The sequence below is a fragment of the Paenibacillus sp. TY11 genome (assembly GCF_059772165.1).
In genome coordinates this window covers 19,057-34,403 of the sequence record NZ_JCBAIQ010000010.1, presented here as the reverse complement: position 1 = coordinate 34,403, position 15,347 = coordinate 19,057, and the positions used below count along the sequence as shown (strand labels likewise).

Annotated in this window: 16 protein-coding genes and 1 pseudogene; 4 read left to right on the top strand and 13 right to left on the bottom strand. The window is 46.2% G+C overall.

Annotation, left to right across the window (positions count from 1 at the left end; all coding sequences use genetic code 11):
* Nucleotides 1–288: 288 nt before the first annotated feature.
* Complete coding sequence (locus AC6EJC_RS13005) at nucleotides 289–1,044, top strand: TspO-related membrane protein (RefSeq protein WP_444954311.1); 756 nt, start codon at nucleotides 289–291, stop codon at nucleotides 1,042–1,044.
* 271 nt (nucleotides 1,045–1,315) lie between these two features.
* Here the strand turns inward: AC6EJC_RS13005 and AC6EJC_RS13000 are convergent, their stop codons facing one another.
* The 3 genes and pseudogenes from AC6EJC_RS13000 to AC6EJC_RS12990 form a co-directional block, all read right to left on the bottom strand.
* Complete coding sequence (locus AC6EJC_RS13000) at nucleotides 1,316–1,429, bottom strand: hypothetical protein (RefSeq protein WP_444954467.1); 114 nt, start codon at nucleotides 1,427–1,429, stop codon at nucleotides 1,316–1,318.
* A gap of 51 nt (nucleotides 1,430–1,480) precedes the next feature.
* Nucleotides 1,481–1,609 (bottom strand): annotated as a pseudogene (locus AC6EJC_RS12995) (glycosyltransferase); the annotation flags it as partial.
* A 121-nt stretch (nucleotides 1,610–1,730) separates the two neighbouring features.
* Nucleotides 1,731–2,111 (bottom strand): RidA family protein, encoded by a 381-nt coding sequence (locus AC6EJC_RS12990; RefSeq protein ID WP_013308546.1) that lies wholly within the window; start codon nucleotides 2,109–2,111, stop codon nucleotides 1,731–1,733.
* Between the two features lie 274 nt (nucleotides 2,112–2,385).
* Between AC6EJC_RS12990 and AC6EJC_RS12985 the strand changes: the two genes are divergently transcribed.
* A complete protein-coding gene (locus AC6EJC_RS12985; protein WP_444954310.1) occupies nucleotides 2,386–2,913 on the top strand; it encodes an RNA polymerase sigma factor in 528 nt (175 codons plus the stop codon).
* Nucleotides 2,910–4,175, top strand: a complete 1,266-nt coding sequence (locus tag AC6EJC_RS12980; RefSeq protein WP_444954309.1) for a DUF4179 domain-containing protein — start codon at nucleotides 2,910–2,912, stop codon at nucleotides 4,173–4,175. The genes AC6EJC_RS12985 and AC6EJC_RS12980 overlap by 4 nt, the downstream gene beginning before the upstream one ends.
* Nucleotides 4,176–4,259: 84 nt before the next feature.
* Here AC6EJC_RS12980 and AC6EJC_RS12975 read toward each other — a convergent pair whose 3' ends face one another.
* From AC6EJC_RS12975 to AC6EJC_RS12950, 6 genes are all read right to left on the bottom strand, one after another.
* On the bottom strand, nucleotides 4,260–4,979 hold the full coding sequence (locus tag AC6EJC_RS12975) for an NAD(P)H-binding protein (RefSeq protein ID WP_444954308.1): 720 nt from the start codon (nucleotides 4,977–4,979) through the stop codon (nucleotides 4,260–4,262).
* Between the two features lie 48 nt (nucleotides 4,980–5,027).
* On the bottom strand, nucleotides 5,028–6,473 hold the full coding sequence (locus AC6EJC_RS12970) for an ATP-binding protein (protein WP_444954466.1): 1,446 nt from the start codon (nucleotides 6,471–6,473) through the stop codon (nucleotides 5,028–5,030).
* A gap of 174 nt (nucleotides 6,474–6,647) precedes the next feature.
* Nucleotides 6,648–8,150: an HD-GYP domain-containing protein gene (locus AC6EJC_RS12965; protein WP_444954307.1), complete on the bottom strand. Its 1,503-nt coding sequence runs from the start codon at nucleotides 8,148–8,150 to the stop codon at nucleotides 6,648–6,650.
* A gap of 808 nt (nucleotides 8,151–8,958) precedes the next feature.
* On the bottom strand, nucleotides 8,959–9,267 hold the full coding sequence (locus AC6EJC_RS12960) for a hypothetical protein (protein WP_444954306.1): 309 nt from the start codon (nucleotides 9,265–9,267) through the stop codon (nucleotides 8,959–8,961).
* Between the two features lie 102 nt (nucleotides 9,268–9,369).
* Complete coding sequence (locus tag AC6EJC_RS12955) at nucleotides 9,370–9,492, bottom strand: hypothetical protein (RefSeq protein WP_444954305.1); 123 nt, start codon at nucleotides 9,490–9,492, stop codon at nucleotides 9,370–9,372.
* Nucleotides 9,493–9,832: 340 nt separating this feature from the next.
* On the bottom strand, nucleotides 9,833–10,162 hold the full coding sequence (locus tag AC6EJC_RS12950) for a hypothetical protein (RefSeq protein ID WP_444954304.1): 330 nt from the start codon (nucleotides 10,160–10,162) through the stop codon (nucleotides 9,833–9,835).
* 141 nt (nucleotides 10,163–10,303) lie between these two features.
* Here AC6EJC_RS12950 and AC6EJC_RS12945 point away from each other — a divergent pair, with 141 nt between their 5' ends.
* Entirely contained in the window at nucleotides 10,304–10,672 is a 369-nt protein-coding gene (locus AC6EJC_RS12945) for a VOC family protein (protein ID WP_444954303.1), read from the top strand.
* Here the strand turns inward: AC6EJC_RS12945 and AC6EJC_RS12940 are convergent.
* The 4 genes from AC6EJC_RS12940 to AC6EJC_RS12925 all read right to left on the bottom strand — a co-directional run bounded on the left by AC6EJC_RS12940 (nucleotide 10,657) and on the right by AC6EJC_RS12925 (nucleotide 15,283).
* Nucleotides 10,657–12,321: a CoA-disulfide reductase gene (locus tag AC6EJC_RS12940; RefSeq protein ID WP_444954302.1), complete on the bottom strand. Its 1,665-nt coding sequence runs from the start codon at nucleotides 12,319–12,321 to the stop codon at nucleotides 10,657–10,659. The genes AC6EJC_RS12945 and AC6EJC_RS12940 overlap by 16 nt on opposite strands.
* Before the next feature lie 195 nt (nucleotides 12,322–12,516).
* On the bottom strand, nucleotides 12,517–13,809 hold the full coding sequence (locus tag AC6EJC_RS12935) for a homocysteine synthase (protein WP_444954301.1): 1,293 nt from the start codon (nucleotides 13,807–13,809) through the stop codon (nucleotides 12,517–12,519).
* Nucleotides 13,810–13,954: 145 nt separating this feature from the next.
* A complete protein-coding gene (locus tag AC6EJC_RS12930; protein ID WP_444954300.1) occupies nucleotides 13,955–14,572 on the bottom strand; it encodes a nucleotidyltransferase family protein in 618 nt (205 codons plus the stop codon).
* A 63-nt stretch (nucleotides 14,573–14,635) separates the two neighbouring features.
* The gene (locus AC6EJC_RS12925; RefSeq protein ID WP_444954299.1) at nucleotides 14,636–15,283 is read right to left on the bottom strand and encodes a flavin reductase family protein; all 648 of its coding nucleotides are present in this window, start codon (nucleotides 15,281–15,283) and stop codon (nucleotides 14,636–14,638) included.
* Between the last annotated feature and the right edge of the window lie 64 nt (nucleotides 15,284–15,347).

Sequence of the window (15,347 nt, the reverse complement as noted above, 5' to 3'; positions counted from 1 at the left end):
TGGTGCGTTTATTCAGGAAAATCTAGGGGCAACAGCGATGGGAAGCATCATCCGCCTGCATAATTGGCACCCCATGTGAATTCTCAATTTAGGTTATATAGTGCTTAAAATTTTTTTCATTGTACTACATATGACTGCATATACATACACCTTTTTTGTTAAACATAGCCGCAGCGCGATACTTTTCCTTGTGAGGACATATTTGAGAGCAAAGTGGGTATATTCATAATAGAAGATTGTGACCAGTCGGTCATTTTGGATCATCATTCGTTGAGGAGGAGATATCCTATGTCACGAAGCCATCCGTATAAATGGTGGAATATCATTGCATTCATCGCTGTCATTCTCGTTAACACCCTGGCTTCTACACTTCCTATCGGCGGAAGGAGCACTGCTGCTGTATCCAACATGTATCCTACCTTGATCACACCAGCGGGTTACGCTTTTTCCATCTGGTCGGTCATCTTCGTGCTGCTCGCCGGCTTTGTCGTGTACCAAGCTACACCTACAGGGCAAGCCAAGACAAGCGTTCAGTCCATCAGTATTTTCTTTATTTTAAGCTGTCTCTTCAACATCATCTGGATTTTCCTGTGGCAGTATGTATACATAGAGCTATGCGTGATCGTCATTATTCTATACTTGATTTCCCTGCTCGTCGTGTATGTACGTACCCGCACGCCGCAGCCAACCCGCGGAGAAATGTGGTTCGTCAAGCTGCCGTTCAGTCTGAACCTCGGTTGGGTATCCGTTGCTACCATCGTCAACATTGCGGTTGCACTGGAAAAGAATGAATGGAGTGGCTGGGGACTCTGCGATACGACATGGGCGATCATCATCCTGCTCATCGGCACCGCGTTGGCGATCATGGTCAGCTTCCCTTATCGTGACAGCATTTATCCTCTCGTATTTGTATGGGCCTATGTCGCTATCGCCGTCGGGCATCCGAACAATGAAAATGTGCGGCTGGCTGCATTCATCTTGGCCGCAATCATTCTGGTCTACTCGCTATGTTTATTCTTTGCCCGTAATCGAGACCGGGATTAGAGGAAAATATTATAATCTCCTAGAAAAAGCAAGCGAGCTTGGGTCTAAATCATTTAGTCCAGGCTCGCTTGCTTCGTTTATTCATTTTCCCAAATACTATTTGGCATAGACTTTAATCAAATCCATAAGTTTGCTTGTCGAGTGATCTGCATTTATTTTCTCCATATTGAGAATATAATCCGACCTTTTTTCATACAAACGAAGAATCATGTCGACAAATAGTTTAGATGCCAGCTCTTCTTCTTCTAAAAACTCACAAAAGCCTTGTACTTTAAATGATTTTGCATTTAGAATTTGATCCCGCTCTAGAAACAACAATATCTGCCATCGTCATAACATCCGCTAGTTCATCGTTTATGTATTCAAATTGCTTATAGCCATACATATGAATGGATTGATTTACTTGGTCTCCAGTCCGGAGGATCAATTTTCTTTAAATCCCTTGTTCAGAGCCTATGTATTTGACACTCCAATGTTGTTCCAATAAGTGAGGAATTAAAGCCAGGTTTACTGCTACATGTCCTGAAGAGCCTCCACCCGTGAAAATTATTTTTTTATTGATCATCTCCACCTCCACTTTATATCCAAAAGAACAACAAACATTACATTTAAACAACCGGATGCCACTATAGTAGAGACACCCGGTTGCAATGCAAACTTTTTATTTTATGAACGAACCTTCCGGACTATTCACCCTTCAATGCAATGACTTCAATCTCCACCAGTGCATCCTTAGGCAGACGAGCTACCTCTACTGCACTGCGTGCTGGATACGGTTGCTCGAAGAAAGAACTGTACACCTCATTGACGCTGACAAAGTCGTTCATATCCTTCAGGAATACAGTCGCTTTCACAACCTGGTTCATGTTGCTGCCTGCCGCTTCCAGAATGGCTTGTACATTGCTCAAGGACAGGCGTGCCTGCTCCTGGACATCCTTACCGAACTCACCGGTTGCCGGATTCAGCCCAAGCTGTCCTGAGGTGTAAATAAACCCGCCTGCCTCTACCGCTTGGCTATAAGGGCCGATAGCACCGGGTGCTTTTTCAGTAGCAATTGTTTTCTTCATATGGTTGGGATTCTCCTTCCTGATACTGGTTCACCGTATTATAGCACGGGTAGCCTAAAGCCACTATTCCGCACGACGGATTAACGCGCAGGGTTTCTCTTAAGACACCATGTTGCGGTTGTGCTATATTTTTTTATTTCCGCTGTAACCTTTAAAGCTTGCTAAACATCTAACTCCTGTAACCTGTAAAAAATAGATTCTACAAATCCAGATACAGGTACAGGTACAGGTACAATGATCATAGCTAGTATAGACGGGAAAGGAGCACCATCCTTTGAATCTCGAAATAAATTTACACCAAGCAAGGCACGGGGACCGCAAGGCATTCGTTGCCTTGATGAAACATATGGAAGCCGATATGTATGGTATGGCGCGTTCCATTCTTCGCAGCAATGAGGATTGCGCGGACGCGATGCAAGAAGCAATGCTCAAGGCTTATAAGTCTCTGGGTGAGCTGCGTGAACCTCGCTATTTTAAAACATGGCTGCTTCGCATCCTCATTAATGAGTGCCATCAGATTATCCGCAAGCAAAAACGGGTCGTACCCGTGGCGGAATTTATAAAGGAACCCTCCACCTCGGGCGGATATGAGAAAATCGAACTGCGCGAGGCCATCGACCACTTGGAGGAATCTATGCGAACCGTGATTTCCCTGCACTATTTGCGGGATATGCCGATCAAAGAAATATCAGAGGTACTAGATTTATCGGAGGGTGCCGTCAAAACACGATTGCACCGTGCTCGCAGAACGTTAATGGACCTGCTACAAAATCGCGGAGAAAGGAAGGTGACCTTTCAATGAGACCTTCAGAGTTTGAGAAACAGGATCAGGAGCTGGATCAGAAATTACAATCGGAAAAAGAAAATGTGGAAGCAGACACGATGAAGATTCCCGACTTGGTAAGACAACGCTTAGATGCATTTTATGCACAAATGGAATCGGATATGGAGCCGTTATCCAGCTCTCCATCCTCACATCGACCCATCAAAAGATTTCTTCGGGGAACCGCAATTACCGCTGCTTCTGCGGCTGTCATTGGCGTTATGATCATTGGCAGCGCCTTTGTTTCGCCTACAATGGCTGAGTCATTGAAGCAGGTACCGCTTGTCGACAGCGTATTCAGGCTGGCCGGCGATCTCGGGCTGCAAACCGCTGATCAGAAAGGACTGGCAACTTCCACGAATCTTAGCGCTACCCATGACGATATTACGTTGAAGGTCTCCCAAATTGTCTTTGACGGCACACGTCTGGTCATTGCGCTCGAAAAACAGGACGGCGATCAGGAAGTTTTACCCTTGTTTTCAAAAGTAAGTTCAGATGGACACAAGCCTGAAGACATCATAGAACAACTCGACTTATTCATTAACGGGAAATCTGTGATCAACGAAAATGGCGCGTTTCGTTTATTGACATGGGGCCCGGGCAAAGACAGCAATTCTATACTGATCTCCTATATGCGTGACCCTGTCAGCGGTTTACCTGCCTTACCAAATCAGTTCGAGCTAAAAGTATACAGCAAATTAAAGGGAGTAGCAGAGCCGTTCACTATCCAAACAACTGTTTACAAAACGAAGATCGCCAGTAAGGTGCTCCAGCCGCAGATGAACAAATCCACCCCGTATCTTAAATTTACTGCAGATCAGGTAGAAATGACCCCGGTTACAACCAAAGTCATCACTACGTTCACTATGCTTGTGGACCTTAAAGAGATGCCTGACGACTATGCAATAGAACGGAAGTATATTTCTACAGAGGGACCACACAAAAACTATACCAAAAAAGAACTCAATGTCCTCGGTTATGCGGTTTTTGACGATCAGGGACGTGAATTAAAAATGCTTAGTGGTTCGGGAAGTTCCCTTTCCAAAAACCATCCGGGCAAAACGGTCATGTTGTTTACTCCTTTTGTGGAGCCACCGAAAAAGATTATCTTCAAACCATTTTTTAATCCCACCGAACCGGATGGAAGGGCCATTCTGGACGCTAACGGCAACTGGATCCGCCGTTACATTCCTGAGTTGGAGATTACGATGGATGTACCACAAAATACAAACCAAAAATGATACTACAAATAACGCCGCTTGCTACCCGCATCACCGGGTAACAGCGGCGTTATTGTCATTGGGTATCCTGACCTGAGCGAGGTTTTACACGTTGTCATCCGCATCCGTTTCCGTGCCAGTTTCATCATTATCGGATGTCACTTCTGCGCCGATGACTCGAATGATATCATTCGGATAAATATGTACGCCGCTCGCCTGTGCGAGAGCGATTCGTACCATGGCTCGTGCGATGACCGAAGCCGGGATGGCGCGGTAGGAAGCGAGTTTGCCCGTCATCAGGCCATCCAGCGCCTTCATGACAACAGCGGCGGCGGTTTCGCCAAAACGTCGTTCAGGCCTCGCGCCCAAAATCAGCGACGGACGGAACAAATGCAGTGCAGGCAACCCTACAGCGGCAAGCGCCTCTTCAGCCTCACCTTTGGTACGGTTATAAAACACGCGTGAATCCGGATCGGCTCCCATCGCAGAGATCGCAAGCATCTGCACTGCACCAGCCTCTTTGCCCAACTGGGCAGCCAGAACCGGGTAGTCCAGATCCACCTGACGAAACTGCTCCTTGGAACCAGCCTTTTTCATCGTTGTCCCAAGGCAGCAAAAAACATCATCAACCCCTTCGAAGGCGAACGCCGCTTTCTGCGGTTGTTCCCAATCGATGAGCACCTGCTCCAGCTTGGGATGCTTGATTTCCAACGGACGTCTGCCCATAACCATGACGCGGTTGTATTCTTTTTGCACCAGCAGCTCCCGTGCAACATAACCCCCGACAAGCCCTGTTGCACCCACAACGACCGCTTTACGTTCCATGATAGACCTCCTTTGTGCACCATTACGCTCCTGCTCTTACAATTGCGATTAGGTTAGTTTAAACGGCTGTTCGTCCGCCTCCATGCTTTTAGACGGACACATGGGTAAGTACAGGGAAAATGTACTTCCCTTGCCCTCCTCACTCTCCAGACGGATAAACCCGCCCAATAAGCGGGAAAAATCACGGCTGATGGACAATCCCAACCCGGTTCCTCCATATTTACGATTAATGGAACCGTTCGCCTGCTGGAATGCCTCAAAAATAACATGTTGTTGAAGCTTGGAAAAACCGATGCCCGTATCTTTTACAGCAAATACAACCCAATCTCCCTCTTGTCCCTTTCGATCCAGATGCTGTGTGCTGATTTCCAGCAATATACGTCCTTCATGAGTGAATTTAAAGGCATTGGACAACAGATTACGCAAAATTTGCTGTACACGTTTGGAATCGGACCGGATTTCATCCGGTATATGTTCATGCTCCTTCAAGCTGAATTCCAGATTTTTATCCTTCGCAGTGACTTCAAAATGCATCATCATCACCTGCGCAATCTCACGCACACTGACCGGCTCACTTACGATTTCCATATGCCCAGCCTCGACCTTGGACAAGTCTAGAATGTCGTTGATCAGTTGGAGCAAATCATGCCCCGAGGCATAGATCAGATCGCTGTACTGGTATAGCTCGTCCTCATCCAGCTCTTTTCCCTGCTCGTTGATAATCTGCGCCAGGTTAATGATGCTGTTAAGAGGTGTACGTAACTCATGCGACATCGTTGCCATAAAATCCGATTTATATTGGGAAGCCATCATCAGTTGCTTGGCACGTTCCTCTAAAACAACCTTCGCCTTCTGCAACTTGTCACGCTGCTCTGATAATAACTCATTCGCCTGCTTAATCTGATAATTTCGCTGTTGCTCCATTTGAAAGTCACGTAAAATCAGAGCAAATAAAAAGCTGAGGACGACGCCGATAGGCAGTGTAAGAGGAACCACCTCCACTACATAATAGCGCCAGGGAATGACGCCCAGACAGGCAATATTTAACGTATTTACGATATTAACCGCTAAAATGGTCACCGATGCCTTAATAATCAGACGCCAGGTGGAGCGGCGCATCCAGTAGTTCAATCCGGCGCACAACACGCCCAGAATGCTCATATTCAGAAAGCCGACCCACGCCGCCATATTCAGACCGAAGGTAAATCTCGTAAGTCCGATCGCTACCCCAATAATAATAAGCGTATAGGAACGGGGATACACCAACGCCGCGATAATCAGCGGTACGAAACGCAGGTCAAAAATAACCGTTTCACTAAAGTTAAAACCAAAGCTAGAGCTGACCCATCCGCCAAATATCACTAGCAGCACCGAGCTGACATATTTGAACCGCGAAGAGGTACGACTTAAACCATATTTGTAAATCACGTTCGCCACATAGGCAACGGCAATCAGCATCCCCAAATTCATTAAAAACATCATTGAAAATTGCATGGACTCACACTCCCATAGCGCGAAAATTTGGATGCCAGGTCTATGCTCACCGCGTTTGCCTTTCTCGTACATCATAACATGAAGCCCCATCTTTCGACATGCCAAAAGATGCTTACATGCATATATAAAAAAAGCGAACCGCAATGGCTCGCTCTAGTGCAGGTACCTATAGAGTCAGCTTGTGATGCCTTTGTTCCGACGCCACTCCTTGACAAACAATTCGGCAAAGTAAGGGTCCCACTGGGTTCCCTTTCCCTCTTCCAATATCATAACCGCCTCCTCTTCGTTCATACCTTTCCGATAAGGGCGGTCAGACGTCATCGCATCATAAGCATCCGCTACGGCAATGATTCGCCCAAATAGCGGGATATCCTCCCCGGAGAGCTGGTCAGGGTATCCCTTGCCATCGTAACGCTCATGGTGCGAGCGCACGCCGGGCAAATAAGGAGCCATAGCATAAGCTGGCTCAACTTGACGGAGAATGCTTTCTCCCATAACCGGGTGCATTTTAATCTGATCAAACTCCTCGTCCGTCAACTTGCCGTCCTTGAGCAGCACAGCGTCAGCCACACCGATTTTACCGATATCATGCAGCAAGGCTGTTTTGCGCAGCAAGTCGAGGTCCGTCTCGTTCAAACCTCCCTTTCGCCCAATGAGTACAGAGTATTCAGCCACACGCAAAGAATGACCTGCGGTATAGGCATCTCGCGCATCCAGCGCTGCTGCCAAGGTGGCGAAGTAACTGTCCAATAGCTGACCGTTCTTTTCTTCCCGTTCCTTCAGGCCCTCGATCATCACATTAAAGCCTTCAACCAGTTCCGCAAATTCGTCGGAGTACAAGTCGCTGGCATTACTGTTCAGTCGGCCTTCCCTCACTGCGTTCATTTTTTCCAGCAGATGGTGGATCGGCTGCTCGATCTCACGGGTCAGCAACCTTCCTCCCAGATAGGCAAAGGCCACACCAAAAATTAAAATCGTTCCAGCCCATGCCCAATAGGAGCTGGAATGCGTCGCACCCAATCGTTCCAGCCGAATCTGCGTAGCCAGACAAAACAGAAACAGAGGAAAAGCACCAATTAACGTCGCGCTTAACTGAAATTTATGCCGAAGCGATAGCAGAACTCGTCCTCGTAGGGACAGGTTCAATCCATATTGCTGGTAGGTTCGGTCACGAATTTCCTCTAGCAGCGGCCGGATCGCTCTCATCGTCAGGAAGAATTCAACCAAGGCATGCATAGAAGCAACTAGACAAGCCCCTATACAGGCGATCCCTACGTAATAAAAAGGAAAGGTAAGCTGTCCGGTATGTATCATCCATAAGGCTATGATGGCTGCCGGGATGGAAAAACCCAACAAGTGCGGCCCAATAATACGTAAAACCGACAAATTAGGCAGGTGATGAACCCGGATATACACCGCTTCTACATCCTTGAACGTTATCTGGTTGCCATGAAAAAAATGATGAACCGGTCTCAAATGCATCCGAAACACCATCACTTCACAACCAATCATAATGATGCTGGAAAATCCAATGATTTTCAAAAGACCCAGAAATTCATAATGGGCAACATTTAACGTTGAAAATACAAAAATCATACCTACCAACAATACAGCGATAAACGAACCTATAATATAGTTCAGGATAACATGCTGAATAAAGCGCTTATAGGTCGGCAAATTGCTACCCCTCTTTTCATCCGTACACTCAAAAACATCTTGTGTATTCAATATCGGAGTCCAACCATCAAAAGTTAACCTTCTTGCTTGAGCATTTTACACAAATACAGAAGACGGGTTTCAAACCGCAATGTATAGAGGTACGGATATGATCTTATCCAACATTTTTTCCAGCCTATAATCAAAAAAACCAAAAATGCCTTGTGTTTTAGAACCATTCTTGCTATACTGTTAAAGTATGTATTAACCCCATAGGATTCCACGCAACAAGCTATACTCCTAATCACCGTATGGAGCTTCTCCAAATTTTATGTATAACCCTAATGTAGAATTTTGAGCTTTTGCCGAAGATTTTCACATTCACACTGGCGCGGTCATCGGAGCCGCAAGGACGAAAGAGAGGTAGGGCTTTTGTCGTTTGGAAAATGAACAGTGGAATCAGACTGCCCCTTATGAACATGCTGACCATATAATGCAAGGTAGCAGGGGTTGAATATATATTATGCCATCAAACGATAAAGTTTGAGCAGGCCGTGCAGTATATGCAAACTGCACCCATCCTCCGGATGATCCCCGGGGGATTTTTCATATACAGATTTTCATCCATACACACTAGATATATTTTTACATAGGATATTTTGTGTCCCCGCCGAGCGTATCTATGAACAAAAAAGTGACCCCGCCGATACATCGGCAGGGCCTATAGCTTGATCAAAAAGGGGTTAATAGGGTCATTATAGTCTCGCTTTCTTAAAACTAAATGATATGCACCTTAAAAACTCATTAATTTTCCAGTTTTATATACCTTCTAATAATTCGTCCAATATTCTGTACCATCGGGCGGCGTCGTTTGCGTAGTAGAACATCCTGTTTCCGTTTGGGTGCGCCTATGGGTTGAAGGACGCTCCCACCCTTCCAGTAAAACAACATGCTGGGTACCCGTATTATTTTCCCATGTAATGTAGCGCTCCTGTTCCATATGTCGCAAGGCAATTGTAATTTCATCGTCTCGCTTGCCCGTTTTTACGGTCAATTCCGTCATTGTGGGCATATGGCGATGCTGGGCAAAATAATTATACAAAATACGTAGCAGCTTTCGTTCCAAATCTGGCAACATCGTCTTCTCTCCCTCTACAAAGAACATATGTTCTCATTATAACACATAAAAATGCACCCTCCTACTGGAAGATGCATGTAAGCTTGTATGCCCATGCTGAATTTAGTTTTTTTCCTTCTCCTGACGACTGACAGAGCGCAGCCACCAGCCGATTCCACCAACACTTCCAAGTGCCAGAACCGTTAAGAAAATAATGTAAAACAAATGAAATGCACGATCACTCATGGCAATCGCCTCCTTACTTTATGTATACACTTTCCAGCTAAGCCTGTAAACCTCTTTTTGATGCCACATGCTTATTTTTCCCAAGAACTCGACAATAGATACTTACTTGAGATCCATCGGTGCATACTAAGCAAAAATGGTTAATACCAAAATATGAGACAGACCAAGGAGGTTATCAAATATGAAATTTCTATTGATCGTAATCATCGTGGTGCTGATCGTTGTATTGCTTATGAGAAGACGCAGATAAGCGGAGACATCCTGCATGGTTAAAAAAGAATACAAAAAGGGCTTTCGGTACATCACCGAAAGCCTTTGTTCATCTGAGATTAAGGCTAAATCACGCCTTGTTCTTCTTGCTATATTTAATAAAAGCAATCACAAGCGCTACAGCAAACAAAATTCCGCTGACTACCCATGTTGTCAGAAATGCCATACCCAAACCTACATTAGACCCCATCGTCGGGTGCTCCATGGCAGTAAACACCGAGCCCTGCATCATAAATATGGTACAGAACAAAACAACGGGCGCCAAAATAATCGTGCTTGCTGTCTTCCGACTACCAGATACTGCGATCACGCACAAAGCAGAAATCACCAAGATCACCCAATATATAACTGCTTCCCAAATCACTGAAGTGCCCACCTGTTCGACCTCTTTTCTATCCATTCGTATATGCCTCTTCTATTGTAACAGACGTCACACAGTGAACCAAGCCATAATTTGATCAGAAAAGGGGTAAACCCTGCGGGTAACGTAAATAATGTATAGTAGCGATCCTACATCAAAGACATGAAAGGAAATGATCCCATGAGAAGTGCAAGTCCTTTTGTCATTGTAAACGATGTGCAGCAGTCAATTGATTATTACCAATCTGTTTTAGGCGGGAAAATCAAAGTACTAAACAAGCAGGAAGGCAGGCTCTTGCACGCTGAGCTTCATCTGGGTAGCAGTCATATCCATTTTTCGGATTCCTACGGTAAACCGCTGAAAGCGCAGCTTGTACAAATCATTCTCGACTGTGAAAGTGAGGACGAGCTTAAGCAGGCTTACCGCGCACTAGCGGAAAAAGGCACCGTTACCGTGGAGCTACAAGATACCTTCTTTGGTGCGCTGCACGGCGAAGTAACGGATCACCTCAACCAGATCGGATGGGTGATGAACTATTTTAAGAGATGAACACGTTCAGTCATAACTGAATACGTCTTATAGCCACCATCAACGTTCCTCACCTGATAACCGTATTGGGTCAAAATTCTGGCTGCAATATAGCCTCGCAAGCCGACTTGGCAGGATACCGCCACCTCCTGATCACGAGGGATTTCCGACATCCGCTCTCTAATCTCGGCCAGAGGAATATGAATAGAACCTGGAATGGCTCCTGCCTGTAGCTCCACCGCATCCCTAACATCAATAATAAGACCACCATCGCGGTGAAAATCGTCAACTTCATGCCACTGTATCGTTTGGACCAGCCCATCCATGATATTCGAAGCCACGTAACCCGCCATATTCACAGGGTCTTTTGCTGAAGAATAGGGAGGTGCGTAAGCAAGTTCAATGTCAGCCAGTTCACGAACGTTCAAATGGCCACGAATAGCCGTCGCAATGACATCAATCCTTTTGTCTGCACCATCAGCTCCAACAGCCTGTGCCCCGTAGATCATCCCGTTCTCCGGATTAAAGAGCAGCTTCATAGCGATGGGTGATGCGCCAGGATAATAACCGGCATGCGAACCAGGATGAATATGAACAGCCTGATAAGGAACGCCCAGCCGCTGCAATGTTTTTTCATTATTGCCTGTAGAGGCTGCAGTCAATGCAAAGGTCTTAATTACGGATGTTCCGAGCGCGCCATCATAAGAAATTGCCTGACCGTTAATATGATCCGCCGCCAATCGCCCCTGGCGATTGGCTCCCCAGGCTAGCGATACCATAGTTGCAAACCCATGATTGCGGTCTTTGACCTGGATGGCATCCCCCACCGCATAAATGGCCGGATCGCTGGTTTGCAGTTGAGCGTTTACCTGAATGGCCCCGCGAAAACCCAGTTCCAATCCGCTTTGCTTGGCCAACTCATTTTCAGGAACAACACCGATCGCCAGAATAACCATATCCGTTTGAAGCACACCCCCGGAGGTCAAACGGAGCCGTGTACCCTGCTCTTCAAAAGCCGTGACTCCTTCCTCTAAACGCACCTCCACCCCGTTCAGCTTCATATGTTGTTCCACCAGTTTGGCCATTTCAGGGTCTAGCGGATTCAGCAATTGTTGTCCCATGTCAATAATGGTTACTGCAAGTCCACGCTCCCGCAAATTCTCGGCCATCTCCAGCCCAATAAATCCGGCCCCGATCACCGTGGCATGTTTTGGATGCCTTTCATCTACATATGCCTTAATAACGTCCGTGTCATGAATGTTTCTTAACGTAAATAAATTCGCAGCTTCATGTAATCCGGGAATGTCCGGTATCATCGGTTTGGCCCCCGGCGACAATACCACTATGTCGTACGGCTGCTCATCCGTTTCCCCTGTGATCATATCCCGGAAGCGGATGAGCTTATGCTCGCGGTCTATTTGTATCACTTCTTTCAGTACCCGTACATCTATATTAAATCGGTCTCTTATCCCTTGAGGCGTCTGGAGAAACAGCTTCTCCCGCGCATGAATTGTCCCGCCAATATAGTAGGGAAGACCACAGTTCGCAAAAGAAACATGCTCTCCGCGTTCAAACAGAATAATCTCGTCTTCCTCACTCCATCTGCGCAATCTCGCCGCAGCAGAAGCTCCACCTGCTACCCCACCAATAATAACTATTTTCCTACCCATTTCTTCTCCTCCTCACATACCCTATGGGGTATAATATATACCTATGGGGGTATGTTGTCAACACACAAAAAGACGGAGGTTGCCCCCCGCCTGATCAAACACTGAACGAATACCGTTCTGGGTCGAAAAATCACTTGCGAATGCTATACGAATACTCTATCATACCTGGCTTAACAAGCCGCAAACTACTGATAATTACTGCTGGCTGGCCGCGATCGCCTGCTCCAGATCGTACAAAATATCGTCTATCGCTTCTGTCCCGACAGATAGACGTAAAAGCTCCGGTTTGACTCCGGCAGCGACCTGTTCTTCCACATTCAACTGCTGGTGCGTTGTGCTTGCCGGATGAATAATCAAAGACTTGGAATCACCCACATTCGCCAAATGGGAAAATAGCTTCACATTCGCAATCAGCTTGCTTCCCGCCTGACTTCCACCTTTAATGCCGAAGGTCAGGATCGCTCCTTGCCCCTTTGGCAAGTATTTTTGAGCTAACTCATAGGACGGGTGGCTCGGCAACCCGGTGTAGCTGACCCACTCCACGTCCTTGTGGCTTTCGAGATATTGCGCTACCTTCAAGGCATTCTGACTATGTCTTTCCAGCCGCAGATGAAGTGTCTCCAAGCCCTGAAGCAGCAGCCATGAATTGAACGGAGAAATGGCTGCTCCCAAGTCCCGCAGCAATTGCACCCGTGCCTTGATAATATATGCGATAGGTCCCACCGCCTCGGTGTATACAACCCCGTGGTAGCTTGGGTCCGGCTCAGTCAGTCCCGGGAAACGACCACTCGCTTTCCAGTCAAACTTGCCGCTGTCCACGATCACCCCACCAATAGACGTACCGTGTCCGCCAATAAACTTCGTTGCAGAATGCACGACAATGTCCGCTCCGTATTCGATAGGACGCAATAAATATGGGCTCGGAAACGTGTTGTCCACAATCAGCGGAATACCATATTCGTGCGCAATCGCCGCCACTGCTTCCACGTCCAGCACATTGCCCTGCGGGTTGCCAATCGTTTCGGCAAATATGGCCTTCGTTTTATCTGTAATGGCTTTACGGAAGTTCTCCGGATCATCCGAATCAACAAAATGCACTTTAATGCCCAATTTCGGCAGTGTTGTAGAAAATAGATTATATGTACCGCCATACAGACTGGAGGCCGACACAATTTCATCCCCAGCTCCCGCAATGTTCAAGATGGAAAAAGAAATCGCCGCTGCTCCCGAAGCCGTTGCCAACGCGCCAGCCCCACCTTCCAACGCTGCGATCCGTTGTTCGAACACATCCGTAGTCGGATTCATCAGACGCGTATAAATGTTGCCGAATTCTTTTAGAGAGAACAAATCAGCCGCATGCTCGGCATCCCGAAATCCATACGACGTGGTTTGGTATAACGGAACGGCGCGGGCAAAGGTAGTAGGATCAATTTGTTGTCCGGCATGGACAGCGAGAGTTTCGAATGACAGCTTGCGTTCTTCTGACATGGTTATTTCCTCCCTTGTTATACGTGCTGTATGAATCGTCTCTTCCTGTATGCGTACTCATGGATGATTTTTCAATCATTCTCGCACAAAAAGAACGATTTGGGAAGATAATTCTCATTATTCAGGTAGGATATTATTAAAATGTTCAATTCGACTCCCAAGGAATAACTCTTAGTCCCGGCCAATTGGCTCTCCATCTTTGTACCTTGTTATTGTATATCTCTTGGGTTATCTGGACTTTATTAGCCCTCACGATTAACCCAAACAGATCATTTAATCCGAAAGGGGCGTAAACTTTCCAAGCTCCGCCCTCTGTCCTTCGCACGCCTAAGGCCGTAGCAGTCGTAGGCCAAGTATTGATAGCTTCCTCTAGAGAGTTATACGGTTGGATCGTATAGCCAAAATGCTGTTCATACCACAAGTGAACGCGCGCCTGATTTTTAATATCCAGACGGACAGGCATATCCATATCTCCAAACTGTTCCCTGACGTTATGGATCACCTCGCATTCTTTGTCATACGATACGTCGGCATCATAATACACAAAATCAACATCGTTAATCCCATGTTGAAGGGGCAAGCCGAGCAGATGGTTCCAGACACTTTGCGCAATACACCCGGCACCTACGTAATAATGCTCTATTTCTAACTCAACTGCTTTCTGCAACACTGCATCTAGCATAGGGTTTGACTCTATAATCCGGGTTAGACCATCCATCTGAACAGCAAGATCCTGATTATAAACAGAGAAATTGGTTTTCAACTTGTACCCTCCATTTTCTGAAAATAAATGCTTCATCAGGATTTATTTACATTCATTATATCATCAGGTTTCAGACCGGAAGGTTTTACCCAACTGCTCCCCAAGGCCGAAATAATGGCGAAAGTTATAGATGAGCGGGCTCCACTTTGCCGGATCAATATGGTTCTCACCGAGGATCATATCCTGATGAACATGCACCTGTATAGCTTGGGTTTCGACGATTGCAAAATAAGGAGAATGCTCAGGAATCCGTACCTCCTTCACCTTGGCTTCGATTTGAATAGGGCATTCTCTGATTCGGGCGGGTTTGACCAAACTCGAGTCAATCGAAGTTAGTCCACTGACTTCATATTTATCTTTTTGATATGTAAATCCATTTTTCTTCTTTTCCACTGGAACAGGATTCTTGCCTGTATAAGGAGCCAAATGTTCTACATTTTCCCACATAGAAGGTCCCGGAACGTTAATTACACATTCGGGATGCCGCTTCATATTTTCAAATGCTTTTCCGCCTATTCCAATGCCTAGTACCACACAATCTCCTAATGCCCATGAGGAGGAAATAGGGCTAATATTGGTCGTTCCATCCTCATTCAGCGTGTTGAGTAAAATCACAGGGGTTCCGTAATATAAAATGCTAGGGTTAATCGTTTTAATGCCTGGGCTGAGATTCATCTGATTCATCTGATTTATTTCATTTATTTGATTCATTTGGTCTATCATCCCTTCACCTTCTGTTCATGTCTTCTTCCTTATTATAAAATGTAAATACTTC

What these genes read in the sequence shown, in the direction of transcription:
- AC6EJC_RS12935 (WP_444954301.1), bottom strand. Translation starts at nt 13,809, where the DNA reads ATGTCAGAAGAACGCAAGCTGTCATTCGAAACTCTCGCTGTCCATGCC.
- AC6EJC_RS13000 (WP_444954467.1), bottom strand. Translation starts at nt 1,429, where the DNA reads ATGTATGGCTATAAGCAATTTGAATACATAAACGATGAACTAGCGGAT.
- AC6EJC_RS12980 (WP_444954309.1), top strand. Translation starts at nt 2,910, where the DNA reads ATGAGACCTTCAGAGTTTGAGAAACAGGATCAGGAGCTGGATCAGAAA.
- AC6EJC_RS12960 (WP_444954306.1), bottom strand. Translation starts at nt 9,267, where the DNA reads ATGTTGCCAGATTTGGAACGAAAGCTGCTACGTATTTTGTATAATTAT.
- AC6EJC_RS12925 (WP_444954299.1), bottom strand. Translation starts at nt 15,283, where the DNA reads ATGAATCAAATAAATGAAATAAATCAGATGAATCAGATGAATCTCAGC.
- AC6EJC_RS13005 (WP_444954311.1), top strand. Translation starts at nt 289, where the DNA reads ATGTCACGAAGCCATCCGTATAAATGGTGGAATATCATTGCATTCATC.
- AC6EJC_RS12970 (WP_444954466.1), bottom strand. Translation starts at nt 6,473, where the DNA reads ATGCAATTTTCAATGATGTTTTTAATGAATTTGGGGATGCTGATTGCC.
- AC6EJC_RS12950 (WP_444954304.1), bottom strand. Translation starts at nt 10,162, where the DNA reads ATGGATAGAAAAGAGGTCGAACAGGTGGGCACTTCAGTGATTTGGGAA.
- AC6EJC_RS12955 (WP_444954305.1), bottom strand. Translation starts at nt 9,492, where the DNA reads ATGAGTGATCGTGCATTTCATTTGTTTTACATTATTTTCTTAACGGTT.
- AC6EJC_RS12940 (WP_444954302.1), bottom strand. Translation starts at nt 12,321, where the DNA reads ATGGGTAGGAAAATAGTTATTATTGGTGGGGTAGCAGGTGGAGCTTCT.
- AC6EJC_RS12990 (WP_013308546.1), bottom strand. Translation starts at nt 2,111, where the DNA reads ATGAAGAAAACAATTGCTACTGAAAAAGCACCCGGTGCTATCGGCCCT.
- AC6EJC_RS12945 (WP_444954303.1), top strand. Translation starts at nt 10,304, where the DNA reads ATGAGAAGTGCAAGTCCTTTTGTCATTGTAAACGATGTGCAGCAGTCA.
- AC6EJC_RS12975 (WP_444954308.1), bottom strand. Translation starts at nt 4,979, where the DNA reads ATGGAACGTAAAGCGGTCGTTGTGGGTGCAACAGGGCTTGTCGGGGGT.